We start from the raw sequence: 22,907 nt of genomic DNA on the forward strand, positions 1-22,907 counted from the left end.
GGGGCGGCGCGCTCGTTCCGGCGAGCGGTCCCGCGGTCGCCGATGTGATGATCCTGGTCGATTGCCCCGAACGCGACGACCGCGACGCTCTGCTCTCGGGCGAGCTGGCGCGATTGTTCGATCGGATGCTCGCGGCGATCGGATTGACCCGCGCCCAGGTGCATCTCGCGGCGGTCGCCGCGGCACGACCGATCGCCGGCCGCGTGCCGCGCGAAGCCGAGGCGGCATTGTTCGAAATCACCCGCCATCATGTCGCGCTGGTCGCCCCGAAAAGGCTGCTCGCGCTAGGAAATGCGGCGAGTCGTGCGTTGCTGGCGGCGGATGTCGCGGAAACCCGTGGGCGTTTGCACCTTGTTGAACATAAAGGTGGAAGAAGGACCGAGGTGGTGGCCAGCCATCACCCGCGTCTGTTGCGGGAACGCCCGGCCGCGAAGGCCGATGCGTGGAGGGACCTACAGTTGCTGATCGGGGGGTTGCAGGCGTGATTGCGAAATTCGTCGCAGCGGGCTTTGCCGCGCTGGCGACGGGGATTGCCACGGCCGATCCCCTGCCGTCCGCTGCGGCTTCCGCTTCTGCTACCGCCACCCTTTCCGCCGCGCGATCGGCGATCCCGGCGCAACTCACCCCCGAACAGCGCAGCGGCTATCGTGCGGTGTTCGCCGCGATCCGCGAGCAACGCTGGCAGGATGCGCAGCTCGGGCTCGCCGCAATGGCGCCGGGGCCGCTCCACAGCTATGCGCTGGCCGAGCTTTACACCGCCAAGGGGTCGCCGCGCGTCGAGCTCGACGCGCTGGTCAAATTGCTCACCGAGGCCCCTGAATTGCCGCAGGCCGAGGCGCTCACCCGGCTCGCCCGCGCGCGTGGCGCGACCGATCTGCCTCCGCTTCCCGGTGCACAGCGGCTGATCTGGCAGGACGGCGCCCCCAACCGCATCCGCGCCAAGGCGACGCGCAGCGACCAGATCGCCGCGACGCTCGCGGCGCAGATGCAGCCTTATGTGAAGGCCGATATGGGGCGCGAGGCCGAGGCGCTGCTCGATTCGACCAGCGGTCTCTCGCCCGAGGCGCAGACCGAATGGACCGCGCGCGTCGCGTGGATCTATTTCCTCCAGGGGCTCGACGCCGATGCCCGGCGGCTCGGCGATCGCGGCGCGACCGGCTATGGCGACTGGGCGGTGCAGGCGCGCTGGACCTCCGCGCTCTCGGCGTGGCGCACCGGCGATTGCGCGGCAGCGGCGAACGGCTTCGAGGGCGTCTCGACCCGCGCCGGCGACATCGATCTGCGCGCGGCGGGGCTGTATTGGGCGGCGCGCGCCGATATGCGCTGCGGCCGCCCCGATCGCGTCGAGCCGCGGCTGAAGAACGCGGCGCAATATCGCGAGGCTTTCTACGGGCAGCTCGCGCGGCAGGCGCTGGGGATGACGACGCGCGCCGCCCAGCCTGAGCGCCTCACCGCCGATTGGGCGCAGCTCGAACGCCGCCCGAACGTGCGCGTCGCGGCCGCTTTGGTCGAGGTCGGCGAGAATGAGGCCGCCGATCAGGTGATCCGGCAACAGGCGCGGATCGGCGCCCCCAATGAATTCGCCGCGCTGATCCGCGTGACCGAGCAGATGGACCTGCCGGCGAGCGTGGTGTGGCTGGCGCACAATTGCCCGCAGGGCGTCACCGCGACGGCCGAAGCGCGCTATCCGACCCCGAACTGGACCCCGGATACCGGCTGGCGCGTCGACAAGGCCTTGGTATGGGCGCACACGCTGCAGGAATCGGGGTTCCGCAACAAGGTGGTCAGCGCGGCCGGCGCCTATGGCCTGATGCAGATCATGCCCGCCGCGGCGACCGATTATATGCGCGAGCGCGGGATGACGGTGGACCGCACCGCGCTGACCCGGCCCTCGACCAATGTGGATATCGGCCAGCGCCACCTCGAAAAGCTCCGCGACATGGGGCTGACCCAGGGGCTGCTGCCCAAGGTGATCGCGGCCTATAACGCCGGGCCGAAGCCGGTGCAGGACTGGAACGCACTGGTCCACGACGGCGGCGATCCTTTGCTCTACATCGAGAGCATCCCTTATTGGGAAACCCGCGGCTACGTGACGATCGTGCTGCGCAACTACTGGATGTACGAGGCGCAGGCGGGTCGCGCGACCTCGGCCAGCCGCGCGGCGCTGGCGCAAGGATTGTGGCCACGCTTCCCCGGCCTTCCCGGCCCGAGCGCGGTGCGGATCAAGGCGCCCACCGCGCAAACCGCGATCGCGGTCGACGGCCGCGTCGGCGCGGCGTCGACCACGGTGAGCCCGGGCGGCCCAAGCGGGGGTTGACCTAACCACGCGTCATCCCAGCAAAAGCTGGGATCTCAAGCCATCAGCGATACCCCAGCGGACACGATCCCAGCTTTCGCTGGCGTGACGGAGGTTCTAACACCGCCGTTATGCCGATCGACGAGAGCCGCCCCTTCCGCCCGGTGCGCATTGCCGTGCTCACTGTTTCCGACACTCGCAGCGCGGCGGACGACCGTTCCGGCGACACGTTGGTCGAGCGGCTGACCGCGGCGGGGCACGACCTAGCCGAACGCGCGATCCTGCGTGATGACGCCGATGTGCTCGTCGCCCAGCTCCACCGCTGGATCGACGACGAGACGGTGGATTGCATCATCACCACCGGCGGCACCGGCGTCACCGGACGCGACGTGACCCCCGAGGCGGTCGAGCGGGTCGCCGACAAGATGATCCCGGGCTTCGGCGAACTCTTCCGCTGGCTGAGCTTCCAGACGATCGGCACCTCGACGATCCAGTCGCGCGCCTGCGCCTGCGTCGCGCGTGGCACCTATATCTTCGCGCTGCCCGGCTCGACCGGCGCGGTGAAGGATGCGTGGGACGGCATCCTCCGCGACCAGCTCGACAGCCGCCACCGTCCGTGCAACTTCGTCGAGCTGATGCCGCGGCTGATCGAATAGCGGGCAGCGCCTTCCGCGCCGCCCGCTCTTCGTTCATTTCGCCGCGGTCAGATCGACGATCCGATCGCGTTCGTAGCGCATCACCCCGGCGATCGCCGGCAATCGATCGATCCTCAGCCCATAATAGTTCGGCAGCTTCCCACTGGGACGAAAGTCCGCCGCGCGCACCTTGAGCGCGGCGAGCCGCGGATCGACCGGTATCGCGGCCGTCGCCGGCTCAAGCGCGAGGCCCTCGGCATCGATAGCGCTCTTTCCCTTCGGCTTCCCGGCCAGGCCGAAAGTGAGCGCAGCCTTCATCACATCGCCGGCGCTGATCCCGGGGCCGCCATCCATGAGGACGCGCCCCATATCCACCACCTCGCCGGCACGCGCGGTGAAGCGGACGCTTCCCATGCACAGGCAGGTGCCGGTAATCGCATTGCCGGTCTCCGCAATCGCACCGTAGAGCCGATAGGTGCCAGGCTTGAGCGCGTGGAGATAGGCCGATTCCCCGCTACTTCCCTTGGCGAAGCGATTGAGCGGCCCGATCGCGACCTTCGACAGCATGTAAAATGGCGTGGCCTCGAAATTTTCCGCGGTCGGCTCGACGTCCTTGAACGGCGGGACCACGCCATAGGTGCCTACCGGCGCCGATTTGGCCTGTTTCACCTCCGCCTGATAGGCGGCGAGCTTCTTCGCATATTTCTCCCGCGCTTCGGCCAGCGCTGCAGCGCGAAACCGGTCATATGCCGCGAGGTCCGCGCCTTCCGGCTCGCGCACCAGATAGATCGGGATCGCGGCGGCGCTGCGCAGATAGACATAAGCGCGATCGCTCGCCAGCGCGACGGTCGGCTTGTCCTTCACCGGCTCGCTGGCCTGAAAATCATACGCCGGCGTCGCGGCGAACGCGGCGGGCGAGACGAACGAAAGCGCGGCGATCGCGCAGGACAGCGCGCCTCTCACAGCCCCAACTCCTTCCCGGTGGGCTTCGCGCCGGAAGCGACGAGCGCCTGTTGTTTCAAATTGCGCGCGCGCTCCTCCGCGCCGACCGCCGAGAAGCTCTCCTCGAAGTTGAACGCTTCCCACAATCCCTTCGGCAGGCCATAGCGGGCATAGCCCTTGAAGTTCATGCAGCGGCGCATGTTCACGCGCCGCACCCGGCGTATTTCCGCCGATGCGCTGATCCGGTTGAATATCGTCCCGATCACGGCGCTTCCGATAATGCCGCCCGCGACGCCGGCGGCGCTGCCCGGAACGTAAACCGTTGGGGTTCCCGCTACCACCGCGCGCAGCCCGCGCGCGAAGCCGTCGCATTCGACGATATCGGCATAAGCGGTGGCGAAATCGGTGTCGGCGCGGTGGAAGTAATAATATTTGTCGAAATCATCGGCGTCCGCGGGCGTTTCGGTGAACGCCAGCGCCGGCATCGTGACCGTCTTGGCATCCTCATTCGAAATCGCCACCGGCCCGAACGGCGAGGCGCTATCGGGCAGATAGGCCTGCGTCGCCGTGCCGGCCCCGGCCGCCGCCGGCGTTTCCTGCGCCGTCGCAGCGACCGACGCGACGCATAACACGCCCGCCGCCAGCAACGCGGCGACGCGCGATCCTACTCCTGTTGTCATTCAACATTTCCCCCGGTGCGACGACGCTCCCGTGCGCCGTCGACGGAGGAAATGCTAAACGCGGTTCAACCGCTCAGGCAAGCGCCTTGCGCAACAAGTCGTTAACCACCTGCGGATTGGCCTTGCCCGCCATCGCCTTCATCGTCTGGCCGACGAAAAAGCCGAACAGCGCCTCCTTGCCCGCGCGATATTGTTCGAGCTGGTTGGGGTTCTTCGCCAGCACGTCGGCGATCACCGCCTCGATCGCCCCGGTATCGGAGGTCTGCTTGAGCCCGCGCTCCTCGACGATCTTGCCCGGCGCATCACCGGTTTCGAGCATCACCTCGAACACCTGCTTGGCGAGGCTGCCCGACAGCGTGCCGTCCGCCACCAGCGCGAGCAATTCGGCCGCCTGCCCCGGCAGGATCGGCGATTCCTCGATGCCCTTGCCGATCCGGTTGAGCGCGCCGAACAATTCGCCCGTCACCCAGTTGGACGCGGGCACCGGCGCCACGCCGGCCTCCAGCAGCGCATCGAACCAGCGCGCGGTCTCGACCTCGGCGGTCAGCACGCCGGCGTTGTAAGCGGTGATCCCGAGCGCCTCGTAGCGTTTGCGCTTGGCGTCCGGCAGTTCGGGCAGCGACGCGCGACATTCCTCGAGAAACGCATCGTCGAGTTCGAGCGGCAACAGATCCGGATCGGGGAAGTAGCGGTAATCATGCGCATCTTCCTTCGAGCGCATCGACCGCGTGGTGCCGGTGTCGGGATTGAACAGCCGCGTCTCCTGCACGATCGTCCCACCCGATTCGAGCACGTCGACCTGCCGGTGCGCCTCATGCTCGATCGCCGCCATCACGAAGCGCACCGAATTGACGTTCTTGGTCTCGGTCCGCGTGCCGAACGGTTCCCCGGGCTTGCGCACGCTGACGTTGACGTCGGCGCGCATCGAGCCTTCTTCCATATTGCCGTCGCACGACCCGACATAACGCAGGATCGCGCGCAGCTTGCGCAGATAGGCCCCGGCCTCCGCCGGCGAGCGCATGTCCGGGCGGCTGACGATTTCCATCAGCGCGACCCCCGAGCGGTTGAGGTCGACATAGGAGCGCGTCGGATGCTGATCGTGCATCAGCTTGCCGGCATCCTGCTCGACGTGGATCCGCTCCACCCCGATCGTCTTGATCGCGTCGCCATCCTCGATCTCGATTGAGCCTTCACCGACAAGCGGATGATAAAGCTGCGAAATCTGATAGCCCTGCGGTAGATCGGCGTAGAAATAATTCTTGCGATCGAACCGCGACCATTTGTTGATCGCGGCATCGATCGCCATCCCGGTGCGCACCGCCTGGCGGATACACTCGCGGTTGGGCACCGGCAGCATCCCCGGCATCGCCGCGTCGACCAGGCTGACCTGGGTGTTAGGCTCGGCGCCGAACGCGGTCGCCGCGCCGGAAAACAGCTTCGCCTGCGACGTGACCTGGGCGTGCACCTCAAGGCCGATCACGACTTCCCAATCGCCGGTGGCGCCCTTGATCCTGAACTCGTTCATCTGTCTTTCCGCAATATTCCCGACGGTACGGCTTTCAAAAGCCCCGAGTGGCCCCATTGGCCTCTCGCCGCCGTTCGCAGATCGGCTATGCCCATAGCGGCCGGGGAGAACAAGAGAGGGTGAAAGCATGCTGGGACGAACAGCACGCCAGATGATCCGTTCCCACCGGCGCAGCGCGCCGATCAAGGGCATCGCGGTGATATGCGAAAAATACTTGCGCGCCTGGCACAATGACGCTTTTTTCGAGTTCGACCGCAACGGCGAGCGTTTCGCGATACAATGTTTCGCGCAATGGGCCGGTGCCCGCCCGCTGACGATCTGGGACGTCGGCGCGCATCACGGCGAATGGGCGGATGCGGTGCATAGCGCGATGCCGACGGCACGGGTCACCAGTTTCGAGATCCTTCCGCCGATCGCCGAATTGCTGGCCGCGCGGCATCGCGATGCGGATTGGCTGACGATCCGCAATATCGGGCTGTCCGATGCGGCGGGATCGGTCGAGGTCACCTGGAACAAGGATCATGACACGACCAATTCGATCACCCCGCGTTCGAGCAGCAAATGGTTCGCGGGCGGCGACCTCCAAACGATCACCTGCCCGGTCAGCACAATCGACCAGTTGATCGCGGAGGGCGCGCCGCCGCCGGATCTGCTCAAGGTCGACGTCGAAGGGCATGATGCCTTCGTGCTCGACGGCGCGAACCAATTGCTCGGCGGAGATCGCGCGCCAAGGATGATCCAGTTCGAATATGGCGATACCTGGATTCCCGCCGGCCGCTTGCTCTACCAGACCAGCGCCATGCTCGCGGCATGCGGATATAAGATCGGCAGGCTCTACCCGCACCACGTCGAGTTCAGGGATTACAGCTACGCCGACGAGAATTTCCGCATGGGAAACATGATCGCGACGCGCGAGCCCGACCTGCTGGCGCTATTGTCGAGCCCACGCTGATCAACCCGCCGCGAGCGCGTTGACGATCGAATGTGCGCGCGCCGACCAGCCGTGATGCTCGCGGACCAGGCGGGTCGCGGCTGCCGACGCTTCCCACCCCGCCGTGTTCGTCGCATCGAACGCCAGTTTTTCCGCCAGATCGTGCCCGTCCGGCGCGACTTCCAGGATCGCATCGCGTGGCAGCAAATTCTGGAACTCCCCGCTTTTCGGCAAGACACCGAGCAGCCGGCACCCCGCCGCCAACCCCTCAAGGTAGCGCATCACCAACGGACTGAACCCGCCAGTGCGCACCGGATTGTCGAGATCGGGCGGCGTCACCACGAAATAGCGGCACCGGCTGACGAAATGGCCCAGCGCCGCCGGATCGTCGAACATGCTGATCTTGCCGGTATAAGCGTAATTGAGACCGTTCCGCTCGCTGTAATCGAGCAACGCGCGGTGCAGCGGATCGTAGCGCCGGCCCATCCAATAGATATCGACGTCACGCGTCGCCGCGTGGCTGTCGAACACATTGGTATCGATCCCGAACGGCAGCCAGTGATAGCGCTCGTCCGCGCCGCCGCGCGACAGCTCTTCCCATGCCTCGTGATAGGGGATGAAAACGTGATCGAGCCGCTGCAGCCGCGCGCCGATCGCGATCTTCTTCAGCTGCGGCCGCCACGGATCGACGACGAATGCCGCACGATGAACCAGCCCGCGCATCGCCGACACGAGCAGCAGCGGCGTTTCGGGCTTCGATGACGACTGGAACTGGAACATGTGGCGGACCGACCATGCTTGGCCGAGCGCCCCGGCCCAGCCCCCGATTCGTCCTGAGCGCAACGGCGGGGGTGCAATCTCCACGCTATCGGTCAGCTTGCCGATCTCGTGAAACAAGGGCGGAGCGAGCGTGCTCCAATTGATCCACGGCGAAAGATTGGCGTTCGACAACAGCCCGATCCGCCCGGTCAGACGCGAAGCCACAGCTTTCGCCGTCGGGCGATCAAGATAGTCGATCGTCGCTTCCCCTAACATTGCTGCTCCGCAGGATAATCAGTCCTTAACCTACGGATCGAGGATGCGGTGGCAACCTCGCAGGTCGTAAAAACGCCACAGCCGACAGATGTTTCACCGTCCGCACGATCGCTTCCGGGGGCACCCAGCGTCAGATCACCACCATGCATGCGGCCGCGCGACGAAGCCGGCGCGCTCCTCGATCGCCAGTGCGGCGTCGAGTACGCTTTGTTCGTCGAGCGGCTTGCCGATGATCTGCAGCCCGAGCGGCAGCCCCGCCGCATCCACCCCGCCCGGCACGCTCATCGCGGGCAGGCCGGCAAGGCTGGCGGGCACGGTGAACACGTCATTGAGGTACATCGCGAGCGGATCGGCCTGCTTCTCGCCCAGCGCGAAGGCGGCGGAAGGCGCGGTCGGGGTCAGCAGCACGTCGCACTTCTCCCACGCGGCCTCGAAATCGCGCGCGATCAGCGTGCGGACCTTCTGCGCCTGGGTGTAATAAGCGTCGTAGAAGCCGGCCGAGAGCACATAGGTGCCGATCAGGATGCGGCGCTTCACCTCGTCGCCGAAGCCGTCGGCGCGCGTCGCGGCATACATTTGCTGCAAATTCGCGCCGTCGGGCAGGTCGCGCAGCCCGTAACGCACCCCGTCATAACGCGCGAGGTTCGACGAGGCTTCGGCGGGGGCGATGATGTAATAGGCCGGCAACGCATATTTGGTGTGCGGCAGCGATACCTCGACCACCTCGGCGCCGGCATCGCGCAGCCATTCGATCCCCTGCTGCCACAAGGCCTCGATCTCCGCCGGCATCCCGTCGACGCGATATTCGCGCGGGACGCCGACGCGCTTGCCGGCAAGGCTGGCATTGAGATTCGCCTCCCACGTCGGCACCGGCAGGTTGAGCGAGGTGGCGTCCTTGGGATCGAACCCGGTCATCGCCTCGAGCATGATCGCGCAATCGCGCACGTCGCGCGCCATCGGCCCGGCCTGATCGAGCGACGAGGCGAAGGCGATCACCCCCCAGCGCGAGCAGCGGCCATAGGTCGGCTTGATCCCCGAAATCCCGGTGAAGGCGGCGGGCTGGCGGATCGAGCCGCCGGTATCGGTGCCGGTCGCGCCCGGCGCGATCCGCGCGGCGACCGCCGCCGACGACCCGCCCGACGATCCGCCCGGGGCGAGCGCGGCATTGCCGCCGTCGTTGCGTCGCCAAGGCGAGACGACGTTGCCGAACGCGCTGGTCTCGTTGGACGAGCCCATGGCGAACTGGTCCATGTTGAGCTTGCCGAGCATCCCCGCGCCGGCATCCCACAATTTCTGCGATACGGTCGATTCGTAGGTCGGCGTGAAGCCTTCGAGGATGTGGCTCGCCGCGGTGCTCGGCACGCCCTTGGTGCAGAACAGATCCTTCATCCCGATCGGCACCCCGGCGAGCGGCTTGAGCGCTTCACCGGCGGCGCGCGCCGCATCCGCGGCATTGGCGGCGACGATCGCGTGATCGGGGGTCTCGACGAGAAAGGCGTTGAGCGGCTTGGCGCGGCTCACCGCGACGATGAAGGCGTCCGCCACTTCCCGCGCGGAAAACTCGCCGGCGCGCACGCCGTCACGAATCTGGCGGATGCCGAGGTCGGTAAGAATGGTCATGCGAATTTGCCCCGGAAACGGACGTGATGCTGGAGGATCGAATGGCGATCGGTGATCGTCATTCGATCACTTTCGGCACGGTGAAGAAGCCGTGCTCGGCCGCCGGCGCATTGGCCAGCACCGCGTCGCGGATACCGCCATCGGTGACGACATCGTCGCGCAGGCGCAGCGTATTGGGGATCACCGCGGTCATCGGCGCGACACCTTGCGTGTCGACCTCCCCGAGCTGTTCGATCCAGCCAAGGATATTGTTCAATTCGGGCACGAGCCGCTCGGCGGCGGCATCGTCGATCGCGATCCGGGCGAGGCTCGCGACTTTCTTCACGGTGGCGGTGTCGACTGACATGCGCCGCCGCTACCATTGTGCGGCGCGCAAAGGCAATGCCCGCCTTTCGCGCCGACCATTGCGCAGGCCGCCCCGCTGGGGCAGGCAGGCGCGCGATGGCCCGCAAATTCCTTTATGTCGTCGCCTTTGTCACCGCGCTGGTGATCATCGCGGCGTTCGTGTTCCGCATCTGGGGCAATGAGCTGATCCGCTGGCGGTTCGTTCCCACCGGCACGTTCGAGCCCCAGGCAGCACTGCCCGGCAATAGCTATGACTTGGCCAAGATGTGGCTGGCGCGGCCGGACATCAAGGACAATCCCGCGCTCTGGACCCCGCCGGGCTACAAGCCGAAGCCGGGGCAAGGCGCGGCGATCTTCTTCATCCACCCCACCTCCTATCTCGAACGCGACCACTGGAACGCGGCGCTCGACGACAAGGAGGCCAATGAGCGCGCCGCCTTGTACCTCCGCGGACAGGCGAGCGCGTTCAACGCCGCCGGCGACATCTGGGCGCCGCGCTACCGTCAGGCGACGTTCGGTGCGTTCATGACCGGCAAGGCCGAGGCGCAGCGCGCGCTCGATCTCGCTTATGGCGACGTGACCCAGGCATTCGACGTGTTCCTCAAGGCGGTCGGGCCGGATCGCCCCATCATCCTCGCCGGACATAGTCAGGGCGCGCTGCACCTCACCCGGCTGCTCCGCGAGCGTGTTGCGGGAACGCCGCTCATGAAGCGCGTCGTTGCGGCCTATGTCGTCGGCTGGCCGGTGAGCCGCACCGCCGATCTGCCGGCACTCGGGCTGCCCGAATGCACCGCGCCCGATCAGCGCGGCTGCCTCTTGTCGTGGCAAAGCTTCGCCGAGCCCGCCGATCCGACCCTTATTCTCGACACGTTCGACGCCTCGACCGGGCTCGACGGCAAGCCGCGCCGCGGCACGCGAATGGTCTGCACCAACCCGCTGACCGGCACCGCCAACGCCACCGCGCCCGCCAGCGCCAACCACGGCACGCTGTTCCCGGCGCAGGACATGTCGGGTGCGACCGCCAAACCGCGCGAAGTACCCGCGCGCTGCGCCGGGCGCGGCTTCCTGCTGATCGGCGAAGCGCCGCAGCTCGGCCCCTATGTGCTGCCGGGCAACAATTACCACGTCTACGATTACGCCTTGTTCTGGGCCGATGTCCGCGCGGACGCGGCGCGGCGGCTGGCGGCGAAATGATCACCCTCGCCGCCGCCGAATTTCGCGAGGCGCTGCCGCACGGCGGGCGGCTGATCGGTCTCGATGTCGGCACCAAGACGATCGGCACCGCCTTGTGCGACGCGCAATGGACCTTCGCCAGCCCCGCGTTGCTGATCCGCCGCACCAAATTCACCAAGGACAAGGCCGCGCTCGCCGAGTTGATGAGCGCGCAGGCGGTGACGGGGATCGTCATCGGGCTCCCCATCAACCTCGACGGGAGCGAAAGCCCGCGCAGCCAGTCGACCCGCGCCTTTGCGCGCAACCTCGCCGATCTCGGCCCGATCCTGCTGTGGGACGAGCGCTGGTCGACCCAGGCGGTGACGCGCACGCTGATCGAGCAGGACGCCAGCCGCGCCAAGCGCGCCGAGCTGGTCGACAAGATGGCCGCCGCTTATATCCTGCAGGGGGCGATCGATGCGCTGGTCCGGGTTTGACTGCGCGGCATCCGGCTATTATCCGCCCGGCTTCGATGCCTGACATGTCGGACCACCGCCCCGCCACCCTGATCCCCGGCGGCGCCGTTTTCCCGCACCGCCACCTCACCGGGATCGAGGGCCTTCAACCGCATGAAATCATGTTCCTGCTCGACGAAGCGGAACGGTGGATCATGCCCAACGCCGAGCATGCCGCTCCCGACAAGCGCCTCGCCGGGCTAACCCAGATCAACGCCTTTTTCGAGAATTCGACCCGCACCTTGCTCTCGTTCGAGATCGCGGGGAAGCGGCTCGGCGCCGATGTGGTCAACATGCACGCCGCGCAATCGAGCGTGAAGAAGGGCGAGACGCTGATCGATACCGCGATGACGCTCAACGCGATGCGCGCCGACGTGATCGTCATCCGGCACATGTCGTCGGGGGCGGTGCGGCTGATCGCGGACAAGGTCGATTGCCCGGTGCTCAACGCCGGCGACGGGCGCCACGAACATCCGACCCAGGCACTGCTCGACGCGCTGACGATCCGCCGCCGCCGCGGCGCGATCGCGCATCAGCGCGTCGTGATCTGCGGCGATCTGCTTCACAGCCGGGTCGCGCGATCGAACATCCTGGCGCTCACTGCGCTCGCCGCCGAGGTGCGGGTCTGCGCGCCGACCACGTTGATGCCCCCGGCGATCGAACGGATGGGGGTCACCGCCTTCACCGATTTCGACGCGGCGTTGGAAGGGGCTGACGTCGTGATGATGCTCCGCCTCCAGACGGAGCGTATGTCGGGCGGCTATGTCCCCTCCCCGCGCGAATATCGCCTGCGTTACGGGCTTACCCCCGAGCGGCTGGCGCGCGCCAAGCCCGATGCTTTGGTGATGCACCCGGGGCCGATGAACCGCGGGATCGAGATCGATTCGAGCGTCGCCGATCATGCCGAGCGCTCGGCGATCACCGAGCAGGTGGCGATGGGGGTGGCGGTGCGCATGGCCTGCCTCGACGTGCTGACGCGCCGCGCGCGCGGCGTGGAGGGCTGGGCATGACCGCGCCGCTGCATTTCCGCGACGCGCGGATCGTCTGCCCCGCGGGCGGCGAGCGGCGCGGCGACCTCTATGTCACCGACGGGATGATCGCGGCCGCGCCCGCTGAGGGCGCGACGGTGATCGATTGCGACGGGCTGGTGCTCGCGCCGGGGATCGTCGATCTCGGCGTCGCGGCGATCGACCGCGCGGCGTTCCGCGCCGGTGGGATCACCCGTGTCGGGCTGATGCCCGATCAATCCCCGGTGCTCGACGAACCGGGGATCGTCCAGCGCTCGGCGCTGATCGGGCGGCCCGATCTGTGGATCCACCCGATCGCCGCCGCGACGCGTGGGCTGGCAGGCACGGAGCTCGCCGAAATGGCGATCTGCGAATCGGCCGGCGCGCGCGCGGTGGGCACCGGGCGGCGCTGGATCGCCGATTCGGGGGTGATGCGGCGCGTGCTCGATTATGCGCGCGATCTCGGGCTGGCGCTGATCACGCATGCCGAGGATGCCGGCCTGACCGGCGACGCGGTCGCGACGAGCGGCGAGACCGCGACCCGCCTCGGGCTGCCGTCCGCGCCGGCGGTCGCCGAAGCGCTGGCGATCGCGCGCGATCTGATGCTGGCGGAGGATGCCGACGCGACGATCCACGTCCGGCAGGTGACCACCGCCGCGGGCTTCGATCTGGTGCGTGCGGCCAAGCGCCGCGGGGTGAAGGTGACGTGCGGGATCACCCCCGCGCACCTGCTGCTGTCCGATATCGCGATGAGCGATTTCCGCACCTTCGCGCTTCTCTCCCCGCCGCTACGCAGCGAGGAGGATCGCCGCGCCGCGCTCGCCGCGCTGGCCGACGGGACGATCGATGTGCTGTGCTCGGGCCACGACCCGCGCGGACCTGAGGAAAAGCGCCTGCCTTATGCGGACGCGAGCCCCGGTGCCTCGGGGGCGGAGACGCTGCTCGCGCTCGCGCTGGGGCTTGCGCGCGACCAGGGGCTCCCCCTCGATCGGCTGTTCGCGCTGCTCGCGCGCAATCCGGCGCGGGTGTTGGGGGTCGAGGCAGGTGTGCTGACGCCGGGCGCGCCGGGCGACGTGATCCTGATCGACGTCCAGGCGCCGTGGCTGATCGATTCGGAGGCGCTGGCAGGAAGCGCCGGCAATACGCCATTCGACGGCCTGCCGGTACAAGGCTGCGTCCGCCGGATCTTCAAGGGCGGGCGCGAACTAGGGTAGCAACTCCCGCTCCGTTCGGCCTGAGCTTGTCGAAGGGCTGTCCTTCTTCATTGCGAAGAAAAGGACAGCGCTTCGACAGGCTCAGCCCGAACGGTTGAGAGGCCCCGCTTACCGCGCCGCGATCTGCACCTTACCCTTGCTCCACGCCGCGGTCTGGTCGCCCGCCCCGGTGCGGACGAAGCATGTGCCGCCCTTCGCACGATAGGCGCGGCAGGTGGCCTCCGCATCGCTACGCGCGAAGCCGCCGACCGACAGGCGATAGAATTCGCGACCGCCGGCTTTGACGGTCATCCCCGTCGGCGCCTCGCGCGCAAACCCCGCGTAACGCTGCTGGGCACGTGACCATGCGCTCTTCGCGGCCCCGGCCGAATCATAAGCGCCGATCTGGACGAACCAGTCGCCCTTCTGCGCCGCCCGCAAAGGTGCCGGACGACGGGGCGCCACATCGGCGCGCGCGGTAACGACCGGGCGCTTGTAGGGGATCGTCGGCGGCACGGCCTGAACCACCTCGACGCGTGGCGCAAAGACGATCCTCGGCACCACGGGTGACGGCACGGATGCGACAACAACAGGGGCAGACGCCGTAACCGCGGCAGGCACCGGCTGCGACACCTGGACGGGTTCGGCCTTCGCCACGGCAACCGGCACCGACGCGTTGAGCGCCAGCGCAACCGGTTGCCCCGGATCCTTCGCCGCTTTCACCCCGAGCAGCGCGGCGATCTGATCGGACGCATGATCGGGTTTGGCGAATGCCGCCCATTGCATGACCCGCTCGTCGGCCTCGGTCGGCGACAGATCGATCCCCGCCATGCTGCGCGCCTCGATCCAATGCCCTGACAATGCGAGCGCGAGCCCGAGATTCTGCCGCGCCTTGGCGGTCGCATCCGGGGAACGGACGGCGGCGGTCAACACCTGTACGCCCGCCTCCGCGTCGCCGGCCAGCGCCAGCGCGAGCCCGCGATCGGCCGGGTTGATCAGTGCCTGATGCGTATCCAGCGTGGTCAGCGCCGCCGCCATATGCCCGCTCGCGATCTGCGCCAGCGCCAGATTGAGCGCCGCGCGCGCATCGCCCGGCGCGAGCTTCAACGTGTCGCCATAGGCCGCCTCGGCCGAGAGGAAGCGCCCTGCCTTGAGATAGCTTTGCGCGAGCAACATGCGATAGCGCGCATCGACCGGCTGCATCGCAACCGCCGCCTCGGCAAGCGAAACGGCCTCGGCCGGCCTCCCTTGTTCGAGCGCCTCGCGCGCCTTGGCCGCATTCGCTGCGGCGCGTTCTTCGCTGCGCATCACGGCGCGGCTCCCGGCGGCGGCGATCCCGCCGCTGTCATGCGCGCAACCGACCAGCGTGCTGCCGAAAATCAACGCCGGGAGGCCAAGGCCGGCGATCGCCCGAATCCTCAAGACCATGTCGATTGCTCCGATCAGCGCTTCTTGCGCGGCGGGAGCTGCGCGACGAGCGTCTCCACTTCCGGCAGGCTGGCGATGAAGGCGTCCAGTGCCTCGGTCACGATCTGCTGCGCCGAACGGTTGCGCGTCGCCGAGGCGAGGCGGAGCCGCAGATGGCGATCCTCGTCGAGCCGCAAGGTGAAGGCGGCCTTGCGGCGGTGCGCGGTTTCGCGACGGAGCCGCACTGCGGTCGCCACCGAGACGTGGATCGCGGCCGGCGCCGGCGCGCGCTCGACCTCCTCGCGCAGCGCTCCCCGCTCGGCGAGCACCGGCGGCGCGGGCGCGACGGCGGGCGCATCGCCCATGTCGTTCCAGCCCAGCGCGTCACCCGCGCTGGCGAGATTGGCGTACCCCTGCGGGCGCATCGCAGGGCGGGCCTGCCCCTTGCGCGCGAGCAGCCCCGACGAGAGCGAGGCGAGCGGCTTTGGCGAACTCAGCATCAGCCCACCACCCGCCGGCCGAAGCCGGTCGCTGCGGGCCGCGCGGCGGCGAAGCCGGTGACCGGGCTGGGCACGGAAAAGACCGTGCGGCGGAAATTCTTCTCCAGCCGGTCGGAGATATAGTCCCACAAAGCGGTGACTTCGGCAGCGGAGCGGCCCTTGGGATCGACCTCCATCACGGTGCGGCCGTCGATCATCGACGCCGCGAAATCGGTGCGCTGGTGGACGGTGATCGGCGCGACCGTGCCGTGCTGCGACAGCGCGATCGCCGCCTCGCCGGTGATCCGCGCCTTGGGGGTGGCGGCATTGACGACGAAGATCAGCGGCTTGCCCGCGCGCTCGCACAGATCGACCGTCGCCCCCACCGCGCGCAAATCGTGCGGGCTCGGACGCGTCGGGATGACGATCAGTTCGGCGACCTGGATCACGCTCTGGATCGCCATCGTGATCGCCGGCGGGGTATCGATCACCGCGAGCTTGAACCCCTGCTGGCGCAGCACCTCCAGATCGGCGGCGAGCCGCGCGACGGTGGTCTGCGCGAAGGCGGGATATTCGGCGGTGCGCTCGTTCCACCAATCGGCGAGCGAGCCCTGCGGATCGATGTCGATCAGCACCACCGGGCCTGCGCCCGAAAGCTGCGCTTGCACCGCCAGGTGGCCCGACAAGGTGGTCTTGCCCGAGCCTCCCTTTTGCGACGCCATAGCCAGAACGCGCATGTATCCCCCAAAATCCGCCTGTTCGCGGACCGAAATGACATGCGCGGGGATAAAGAAAGGTAAATGAAGCCGGGATGTTCCGGCGCCGACCTTGCGTTTGAAACGCCGCGATCGAGACCAATCGGCCGCCGCGCGCGATGAGACGCGCGCTTTGGTTAACCCTCGTTTGCCCTCATGATTGCCCCATGCCAAGGCTTGGGGCATGGTATTGAAACGGCGGGAATTGGGGTCGAGGCGATGAGGGTTGCGTATCTCGGCGCGGCGGCGCTGCTGACGATGACGGTGGCGGGGGCGATGCCGGCGCTGGCCGATGTGAAGGCGGGCGTCGATGCCTGGAGCCGCGGCGATTACGACAAAGCGGTCGCCGAGTGGCGCGGCCCGGCGATCGCAGGCGATGCCGATGCGCAGTTCAACATGGGGCAGGCCTATAAGCTTGGGCGCGGGGTCGCGACCGATCAGGCGCAGGCGATCGAATGGTTCCGCAAGGCCGCCGCGCAGGGCCATGCGCAGGCCGAGGACAATTATGCGCTGATGCTGTTCCAGGAGGGGCGCAAGGCCGATGCGGTGCCGTGGCTCGAAAAATCGGTCGCGCGTGACGAGAAGCGCACCGAGCTGGTGCTGGGGACGATGCTGTTCAACGGCGATGCGGTGAAAAAGGATTGGGTGCGCGCCTATGCGCTCGTCTCGCGCTCGTCGCGGCAGGGGCTGGCGCAGGCGTCGCAGACATTGGCGCAGATGGATCAATATATTTCCGCTGAGCAGCGCCAGAAGGGCACCGAACTGGCGAGCAAGATCGAGAGCGAGGGCCATACGCGCCGGCTCGCCGCGGCGACCAACCCGTCGCGCACCGCTCCGCTCGAACTGCCCGTCGCCTCGCCCACGAGAGCGATGGCAAAGGCGCCGCCGGGCGCGAGCTATTCGCCCCCTGGCCGGGCGCCGGAGAAGGTGGCGCACGCCGTGGTCAAGGAAACCAAGCCCAAGCCGAAGGAACCCGTGGCGGCGACCGGCGGCAACTGGCGTATCCAGCTCGGCGCCTTCCGCGACGAGGCCAATGCCCGTGCATTGTGGGGCAAGGTCGGTGGCAAGACCGGCGGGCGGGTCGCTTATGCCAAGGCGGGCGAGGTCACCCGGTTGCAGGCGACCGGCTTCGCCAGCCACGCCGCGGCGCAGGCCGCGTGCAGCAAGGCCGGCGTGCCGTGCGTGGTGGTTGCCCAGTAACCATGAACCGTTCGCCCTGAGCTTGTCGAAAGGCTGCCCGTCCTCCGCGGAAGAAAAGTGCAGGGCTTCGACAAGCTCAGCCCGAACGGAGGTTTTCCCAATTCATTGGGCCGATCCTTTACTCGGTCACCCAATCCTTCCGTGCGATCCCCTGCGCCCAGAGCAAGGCGGTGAGATCGCCGTGATCGACCCGCGCCGCTGCCGCTTCCGCGACGATCGGCTTGGCGTGATAGGCGACCCCCAGCCCCGCGATGTTGATCATCGCCAGATCGTTCGCCCCGTCACCCACCGCGAGCGTCGCGGCGTCGGCGAGCCCCAGTTCGGCGCGTGCCTCGCGCAGGGTGCGTTCCTTGGTCGATGAATCGACAATCGGCTTGGTCACCGTCCCGCGCAATTGCCCGTCGCCGATCTCCAGATGGTTGGCGATCACGCGGTTGAACCCGATCGCCGCCCCCACCGGTTCGGCGAAAGCGGTGAACCCGCCCGAGACGAGGATCGCGGTCGCGCCACGCGCGCGCATCGTCTTCACCAAAGTCTCGGCGCCGGGCATCAAGGTCACCCGCTCGACGCGGCACCGCTCGATCGCGTCGGCGCCCAGCCCCTTGAGCAAGGCGACCCGCGCATCGAGCGCGGCGGCGAAATCGAGCTCGCCGCGCATCGCCGCCTCGGTGATCGCGGCGATCTCGGGCTTGATCCCGGCATAATCGGCGAGCTCGTCGATACATTCGACGGTGATCATCGTCGAATCCATATCCGCAACGAGCAGCCGCTTCTCGCGCCCGGCCATCGGCTGGACCACGACATCGACCCGCTCGAACGCGCCCTCCAACACCGCGCGGGCCGCATCGGGCGCCTCATCAAAATGCACATCGGCCGCATCGCCGTCGTCAAGCCAGCCGACCCCGCTCGGCACGCAGCCCGCCGCGTCGAGCCGATCGAGCGCGTCATGCAGGATTTGGGTGGTGAGCCGTCCCGTTGCTATCAGCGTCGCCGTGAACAATCCTGCCTCCAACAAGAAGGTCGCGCTCATCGCAGGGCCGACGGCCAGCGGCAAGTCCGCGCTGGCGATCGCGCTCGCGGAAAATGCCGACGGCGTGGTGATCAATGCCGATGCGAGCCAGGTCTATCGCGATCTGCGCGTCCTTTCCGCCCGCCCCGACACCGCCGACGAAGCACGCGTGCCGCATCATCTGTTCGGCTATCGCGACGGCGCGGCGGCCTGCTCCGCGGCGCAATGGGCGGCCGATGCAGGCGCGGCGATCGACGCGGCGCATCGCGAAGGGCATTTGCCGATCCTCGTCGGGGGAACGGGACTCTACCTGCGCACCCTGCTCGAGGGGATCGCGCCGGTGCCGGAGATCGACGCGGCGGTCCGCGCTGAGGTTCGCGCGATGCCCGTCGCCGACGCGCATCAGGCGCTCACCCGCGAAGATCCCGCCGCCGCCGCGCGCCTCGCCCCCGCCGATACCACCCGCGTCGCGCGCGCGCTCGAGGTGGTGCGCTCGACCGGACGCACGCTCGCCGATTGGCAGGCGACCCGCAGCGGCGGGATCGGCGGGTCGATCGAGCTTCACCCGCTGATCCTGCTCCCCGAGCGTGCGGAACTCGTCGCACGCTGCGACGCGCGCCTCGTCGAGATGTTCGACCACGGCGGCGTCGAGGAGGTCGCAGCGCTGCTCGCCCGCACCGATCTGCCCTCCGACGCCCCGGTGCGCCGCGCGATCGGCGTGCCCGAGATCGCCGCGATGCTCGCCGGCGCGCTGACCCGCGAGGCGGCGCTTGCCGCGGCGCAACTCGCCACGCGACGCTACGCCAAGCGGCAATATACCTGGTTCCGCCACCAGCCCCCGGCCGATTGGCCGCGTATTTCGCAGGTGCCGAAAGACAATTTGAAACAATATTTCAACATTAATCCTTGACGCGTAATTTTTGATACCCTAGCGCCCGCTGCTCGCACGGGCTATTCGCTCGCGCAGCATGAAAGAGGAGTGACCGACGTGGCTGAGAAGAGCGGAGCAGACATCCTGGTCGAGGCGCTGTGCGATCTCGGCGTGGAGGTCATCTTCGGCTATCCAGGGGGCGCGGTCCTTCCGATCTACGACGCGATCTTCCGCTCGAAGCGCATTCGCCACATCCTCGTCCGCCACGAACAGGCGGCGACGCATGCGGCGGAGGGCTATGCGCGCTCGACCGGCAAGCCCGGCGTGGTGCTCGTCACCTCCGGCCCCGGCGCGACCAACGCGGTCACCGGGATCACCGATGCGCTGATGGATTCGATCCCGATGGTGGTGATCACCGGCCAGGTGGCGACGCATCTGATCGGTTCCGACGCCTTTCAGGAGGCCGATACCGTCGGCATCACCCGCCACTGCACCAAGCACAATTATCTGGTGAAAGACCCGGCGGTGCTCGGCTCGATCGTCCATGAGGCGTTTCATATCGCCACCTCGGGCCGCCCCGGCCCGGTGGTGATCGACATCCCCAAGGACGTGCAGGTCGCCACCGCGCGCTACGCCAAGCCCGGCCCGATCCAGCACAAGACCTATCGCCCGCCGGTCAAGGCAGACCGCGGCGAGATCGAGCAACTGGTCGACATGCTCGCGGCGGCCGAGCGCCCGATCTTCTATACCGGCGGCGGCGTGGTCAATTCCGGCCCGGCGGCGAGCCAGCTGCTGCGCGAGCTGGCCAAGGTGACGGGCGCGCCGGTCACCTCGACCTTGATGGGGCTCGGCGCCTTCCCCGCTTCCAGCCCGCAATGGCTGGGGATGCTCGGGATGCACGGCACCTATGAAGCCAATCTGGCGATGAACCAGGCCGATCTGATCGTCGCGATCGGCGCGCGGTTCGACGATCGCGTGACGGGGCGGCTCGATGCCTTCAGCCCCAACAGCCGCAAGGTGCATATCGACGTCGACCGTTCGTCGATGAACAAGACGGTGCGGATCGATCTGCCGATCCTCGCCGATGCCGGCCATGCGATGGAAGACATGTTGCGCATCTGGAAATCGCGCCAGCATCCCAAGCCCGATATTGCCGAATGGTGGCGCCGGATCGACGGCTGGCGCGCGGTCAAGAGCCTCGATTTCCCGGAAAACGGCAAGGAGATCATGCCGCAGCGCGCGATCAAGGCCTTGTGGGAGGCGACCCATGCCAAAGCGCCGATCATCACCACCGAGGTCGGCCAGCACCAGATGTGGGCGGCGCAGCATTTCGGTTTCGAGAGCCCGAACAAGTGGCTCACCTCGGGCGGTCTTGGCACGATGGGCTATGGCCTGCCCGCCGCGATCGGCGCGCAGCTCGGCAATCCCAATGCCTTGGTGATCGATATCGCCGGCGAAGCCTCGATCCAGATGAACATCCAGGAGCTCGGCACCGCGACGCAATATCGCCTGCCGGTGAAGATCTTCATCCTCAACAACGAATATATGGGAATGGTCCGCCAGTGGCAGGAGCTGACCTATGAGAGCCGCTATTCCGAAAGCTATTCGGATGCGCTGCCCGATTTCGTCAAGCTCGCCGAAGCCTATGGCTGGAAAGGCATCCGCATCGAGCGGCCCGACCAGCTCGACGCCGGCATCGCGGAGATGCTGGCCTATGACGGACCGGTAATCGTCGACTGTCGCGTGGCGAAGCTCGCCAATTGCTTCCCGATGATCCCCTCGGGCGCGGCGCACACCGACATGATCCTGCAGGCGACCGAGGTTTCGGGGATCATGGACGACGAGGCCAAGGCGCTGGTGTGACGCGCCGGCGTCGCAAGGGATAGCTCTACAACAGGGAGACCCCGGCCGCCGCCGGGGTGACGAAATCGGTGCACATCAAGGAAGAAACCGCCGAACGCCATACGCTGGCGGTGATCGTGGACAACGAGCCGGGCATCCTCGCCCGGATCGCCGGCCTGTTCACCGCGCGCGGCTATAATATCGAAAGCCTGACGGTGAGCGAGATCACCGCCGACAAGCAGGTCAGCCGGATCACGATCGTCACCTCGGCGAGCCCGGCGACGCTGGAGCAGATCGTCGCGCAGCTCGATCGGCTGGTGCCGGTCCACCGCGTCCACGATCTGACCGCGGAGGGCGATCACGTCGAGCGCGAGCTGGCGCTGGTCAAGGTGCGCGGCACCGGCGACCACCGGATCGAGGCGCTGCGGCTCGCCGACGTCTATCGCGCGCGGGTGGTCGATGCGACTACGTCGAGCTTCGTGTTCGAGGTGACCGGCAGCATCGAGAAGATCGACAAGTTCGTCGAACTGATGGGCGAAGTCGGGCTGATCGAGGTCGCCCGCACCGGCATCGTCGCCATTTCACGGGGGCGCGAGGCGGCCTGAAATCCATGTGTCCCCGCGCAGGCGGGGACCCAGTCTGGGCTCCCGCCTTCGCGGGAGCACATCGCAAGAGGAACTGAACAATGCGTGTCTATTACGATCGCGACGCCGATCTCAATCTGATCACCGGCAAGAAGATCGCCATCGTCGGCTATGGTTCGCAGGGCCACGCCCATGCGCAGAACCTGCGCGATTCGGGCGTCAAGGAAATCGCGATCGCGCTGCGCGAGGGCTCGGCCACCGCGAAGAAGGCCGAAGGCGCCGGCTTCAAGGTCATGTCGAACAAGGAAGCGGCGAAATGGGCCGATATCCTGATGATCCTCGCCCCCGACGAGCATCAGGCGGCGATCTGGGAAAATGACATCAAGGGCAATATGCGCCCCGGCGCGGCGATTGCGTTCGCGCATGGCCTCAACGTCCATTTCGGGCTGATCGAGCCGCCCGCCGATATCGACGTGATCATGATCGCGCCGAAGGGCCCGGGCCACACCGTGCGCAGCGAATATGCCCGCGGCGGCGGCGTCCCCTGCCTGATCGCGATCCACCAGGACGCCAGCGGCAATGCGCACGATATCGCGCTCGCTTATGCCTCGGGCGTCGGCGGCGGCCGCTCGGGGATCATCGAGACTAATTTCCGTGAAGAGTGTGAGACCGATCTTTTCGGCGAGCAGGCGGTGCTGTGCGGCGGGCTCAGCCACCTGATCCAGGCCGGGTTCGAGACCCTGGTCGAGGCCGGCTACGCGCCGGAAATGGCCTATTTCGAATGCCTTCACGAAGTGAAGCTGATCGTCGACCTGATGTATGAGGGCGGCATCGCCAACATGCGCTATTCGATCAGCAACACCGCCGAATATGGCGACATCACC

23 protein-coding genes are annotated in these 22,907 nt (G+C 67.5%); 13 read left to right on the plus strand and 10 right to left on the minus strand.

All coding sequences use genetic code 11. The features are described from left to right. The 3 genes from BGN95_RS11750 to moaB form a co-directional block, all read left to right on the plus strand. Positions 1 to 485 (plus strand): uracil-DNA glycosylase family protein (locus BGN95_RS11750; RefSeq protein WP_286772688.1); only part of this gene is annotated, 485 nt, incomplete at its 5' end. Beyond that, the gene (locus BGN95_RS11755) at positions 482 to 2,317 is read left to right on the plus strand and encodes a lytic transglycosylase domain-containing protein (protein WP_286772689.1); all 1,836 of its coding nucleotides are present in this window, start codon (positions 482 to 484) and stop codon (positions 2,315 to 2,317) included. The genes BGN95_RS11750 and BGN95_RS11755, both read left to right, overlap by 4 nt. Before the next feature lie 110 nt (positions 2,318 to 2,427). Further along, positions 2,428 to 2,952 (plus strand): molybdenum cofactor biosynthesis protein B, encoded by a 525-nt coding sequence (gene moaB, locus BGN95_RS11760; RefSeq protein ID WP_179511461.1) that lies wholly within the window; start codon positions 2,428 to 2,430, stop codon positions 2,950 to 2,952. 33 nt (positions 2,953 to 2,985) lie between these two features. On the opposite strand, the gene BGN95_RS11765 is transcribed toward moaB, so the two are convergent. From BGN95_RS11765 to gatB, 3 genes are all read right to left on the minus strand, one after another. Next, positions 2,986 to 3,894, minus strand: a complete 909-nt coding sequence (locus tag BGN95_RS11765; protein ID WP_286772690.1) for a hypothetical protein — start codon at positions 3,892 to 3,894, stop codon at positions 2,986 to 2,988. Next, the gene (locus BGN95_RS11770; protein WP_286772691.1) at positions 3,891 to 4,553 is read right to left on the minus strand and encodes a hypothetical protein; all 663 of its coding nucleotides are present in this window, start codon (positions 4,551 to 4,553) and stop codon (positions 3,891 to 3,893) included. Before BGN95_RS11770 ends, BGN95_RS11765 begins: the two co-directional genes overlap by 4 nt. 73 nt (positions 4,554 to 4,626) lie before the next feature. Then, positions 4,627 to 6,078: an Asp-tRNA(Asn)/Glu-tRNA(Gln) amidotransferase subunit GatB gene (gene gatB, locus BGN95_RS11775; RefSeq protein WP_286772692.1), complete on the minus strand. Its 1,452-nt coding sequence runs from the start codon at positions 6,076 to 6,078 to the stop codon at positions 4,627 to 4,629. Between the two features lie 151 nt (positions 6,079 to 6,229). Here gatB and BGN95_RS11780 point away from each other — a divergent pair, with 151 nt between their 5' ends. Next, positions 6,230 to 7,030 carry an FkbM family methyltransferase gene (locus BGN95_RS11780; RefSeq protein ID WP_286772693.1) on the plus strand — a complete coding sequence of 267 codons (801 nt, stop codon included), beginning with the start codon at positions 6,230 to 6,232 and terminating at the stop codon, positions 7,028 to 7,030. On the opposite strand, the gene BGN95_RS11785 is transcribed toward BGN95_RS11780, so the two are convergent. The 3 genes from BGN95_RS11785 to gatC all read right to left on the minus strand — a co-directional run bounded on the left by BGN95_RS11785 (position 7,031) and on the right by gatC (position 10,010). Beyond that, on the minus strand, positions 7,031 to 7,993 hold the full coding sequence (locus BGN95_RS11785; RefSeq protein ID WP_265269175.1) for a glycosyltransferase: 963 nt from the start codon (positions 7,991 to 7,993) through the stop codon (positions 7,031 to 7,033). A 186-nt stretch (positions 7,994 to 8,179) separates the two neighbouring features. Next, positions 8,180 to 9,664, minus strand: coding sequence for an Asp-tRNA(Asn)/Glu-tRNA(Gln) amidotransferase subunit GatA (gene gatA / locus BGN95_RS11790; protein ID WP_286772694.1), 1,485 nt, complete (start codon positions 9,662 to 9,664; stop codon positions 8,180 to 8,182). Positions 9,665 to 9,722: 58 nt separating this feature from the next. After that, positions 9,723 to 10,010, minus strand: a complete 288-nt coding sequence (gene gatC, locus BGN95_RS11795) for an Asp-tRNA(Asn)/Glu-tRNA(Gln) amidotransferase subunit GatC (protein ID WP_179511454.1) — start codon at positions 10,008 to 10,010, stop codon at positions 9,723 to 9,725. A 95-nt stretch (positions 10,011 to 10,105) separates the two neighbouring features. Between gatC and BGN95_RS11800 the strand changes: the two genes are divergently transcribed. From BGN95_RS11800 to BGN95_RS11815, 4 genes are read left to right on the plus strand one after another with little or no spacing between them, the layout of a single operon-like run. Continuing rightward, complete coding sequence (locus tag BGN95_RS11800) at positions 10,106 to 11,203, plus strand: DUF3089 domain-containing protein (RefSeq protein WP_286772695.1); 1,098 nt, start codon at positions 10,106 to 10,108, stop codon at positions 11,201 to 11,203. After that, the gene (gene ruvX, locus BGN95_RS11805; protein ID WP_179511452.1) at positions 11,200 to 11,658 is read left to right on the plus strand and encodes a Holliday junction resolvase RuvX; all 459 of its coding nucleotides are present in this window, start codon (positions 11,200 to 11,202) and stop codon (positions 11,656 to 11,658) included. The genes BGN95_RS11800 and ruvX overlap by 4 nt, the downstream gene beginning before the upstream one ends. A 44-nt stretch (positions 11,659 to 11,702) precedes the next feature. Continuing rightward, positions 11,703 to 12,686: an aspartate carbamoyltransferase catalytic subunit gene (locus tag BGN95_RS11810; protein WP_265269172.1), complete on the plus strand. Its 984-nt coding sequence runs from the start codon at positions 11,703 to 11,705 to the stop codon at positions 12,684 to 12,686. After that, on the plus strand, positions 12,683 to 13,897 hold the full coding sequence (locus BGN95_RS11815; RefSeq protein WP_179511450.1) for a dihydroorotase: 1,215 nt from the start codon (positions 12,683 to 12,685) through the stop codon (positions 13,895 to 13,897). Before BGN95_RS11810 ends, BGN95_RS11815 begins: the two co-directional genes overlap by 4 nt. Positions 13,898 to 14,005: 108 nt before the next feature. Here BGN95_RS11815 and BGN95_RS11820 read toward each other — a convergent pair whose 3' ends face one another. Genes BGN95_RS11820 through BGN95_RS11830 form a run of 3 tightly spaced genes read right to left on the minus strand, consistent with a single transcriptional unit; the run spans position 14,006 to position 16,499 of the window. After that, positions 14,006 to 15,304, minus strand: a complete 1,299-nt coding sequence (locus BGN95_RS11820) for an SPOR domain-containing protein (RefSeq protein ID WP_286772696.1) — start codon at positions 15,302 to 15,304, stop codon at positions 14,006 to 14,008. 14 nt (positions 15,305 to 15,318) lie between these two features. Next, positions 15,319 to 15,783 carry a hypothetical protein gene (locus tag BGN95_RS11825; RefSeq protein WP_502688284.1) on the minus strand — a complete coding sequence of 155 codons (465 nt, stop codon included), beginning with the start codon at positions 15,781 to 15,783 and terminating at the stop codon, positions 15,319 to 15,321. After that, positions 15,783 to 16,499, minus strand: a complete 717-nt coding sequence (locus tag BGN95_RS11830; protein ID WP_265269168.1) for an AAA family ATPase — start codon at positions 16,497 to 16,499, stop codon at positions 15,783 to 15,785. The genes BGN95_RS11825 and BGN95_RS11830 overlap by 1 nt, the downstream gene beginning before the upstream one ends. 237 nt (positions 16,500 to 16,736) lie before the next feature. Between BGN95_RS11830 and BGN95_RS11835 the strand changes: the two genes are divergently transcribed. Continuing rightward, complete coding sequence (locus tag BGN95_RS11835; RefSeq protein ID WP_286772697.1) at positions 16,737 to 17,717, plus strand: SPOR domain-containing protein; 981 nt, start codon at positions 16,737 to 16,739, stop codon at positions 17,715 to 17,717. Between the two features lie 118 nt (positions 17,718 to 17,835). On the opposite strand, the gene serB is transcribed toward BGN95_RS11835, so the two are convergent. Next, positions 17,836 to 18,717, minus strand: coding sequence for a phosphoserine phosphatase SerB (serB, locus tag BGN95_RS11840; RefSeq protein ID WP_286772698.1), 882 nt, complete (start codon positions 18,715 to 18,717; stop codon positions 17,836 to 17,838). On the opposite strand from serB, the gene miaA reads away from it, so the two are divergent. From miaA to ilvC, 4 genes are all read left to right on the plus strand, one after another. Continuing rightward, positions 18,710 to 19,636: a tRNA (adenosine(37)-N6)-dimethylallyltransferase MiaA gene (gene miaA / locus BGN95_RS11845; protein WP_286772699.1), complete on the plus strand. Its 927-nt coding sequence runs from the start codon at positions 18,710 to 18,712 to the stop codon at positions 19,634 to 19,636. The two genes, serB and miaA, sit on opposite strands and share 8 nt — an antisense overlap. A gap of 78 nt (positions 19,637 to 19,714) precedes the next feature. Continuing rightward, positions 19,715 to 21,460 carry an acetolactate synthase 3 large subunit gene (locus BGN95_RS11850; RefSeq protein ID WP_286772700.1) on the plus strand — a complete coding sequence of 582 codons (1,746 nt, stop codon included), beginning with the start codon at positions 19,715 to 19,717 and terminating at the stop codon, positions 21,458 to 21,460. Positions 21,461 to 21,528: 68 nt separating this feature from the next. Continuing rightward, on the plus strand, positions 21,529 to 22,044 hold the full coding sequence (ilvN, locus tag BGN95_RS11855) for an acetolactate synthase small subunit (protein ID WP_179511444.1): 516 nt from the start codon (positions 21,529 to 21,531) through the stop codon (positions 22,042 to 22,044). An 80-nt stretch (positions 22,045 to 22,124) separates the two neighbouring features. Next, a partial coding sequence (gene ilvC, locus BGN95_RS11860; protein WP_286772701.1) for a ketol-acid reductoisomerase occupies positions 22,125 to 22,907 on the plus strand: 783 nt, incomplete at its 3' end.

This window comes from Sphingomonas sp. 66-10 (assembly GCF_001897045.1).
GTDB lineage: Bacteria > Pseudomonadota > Alphaproteobacteria > Sphingomonadales > Sphingomonadaceae > Sphingomonas > Sphingomonas lycopersici.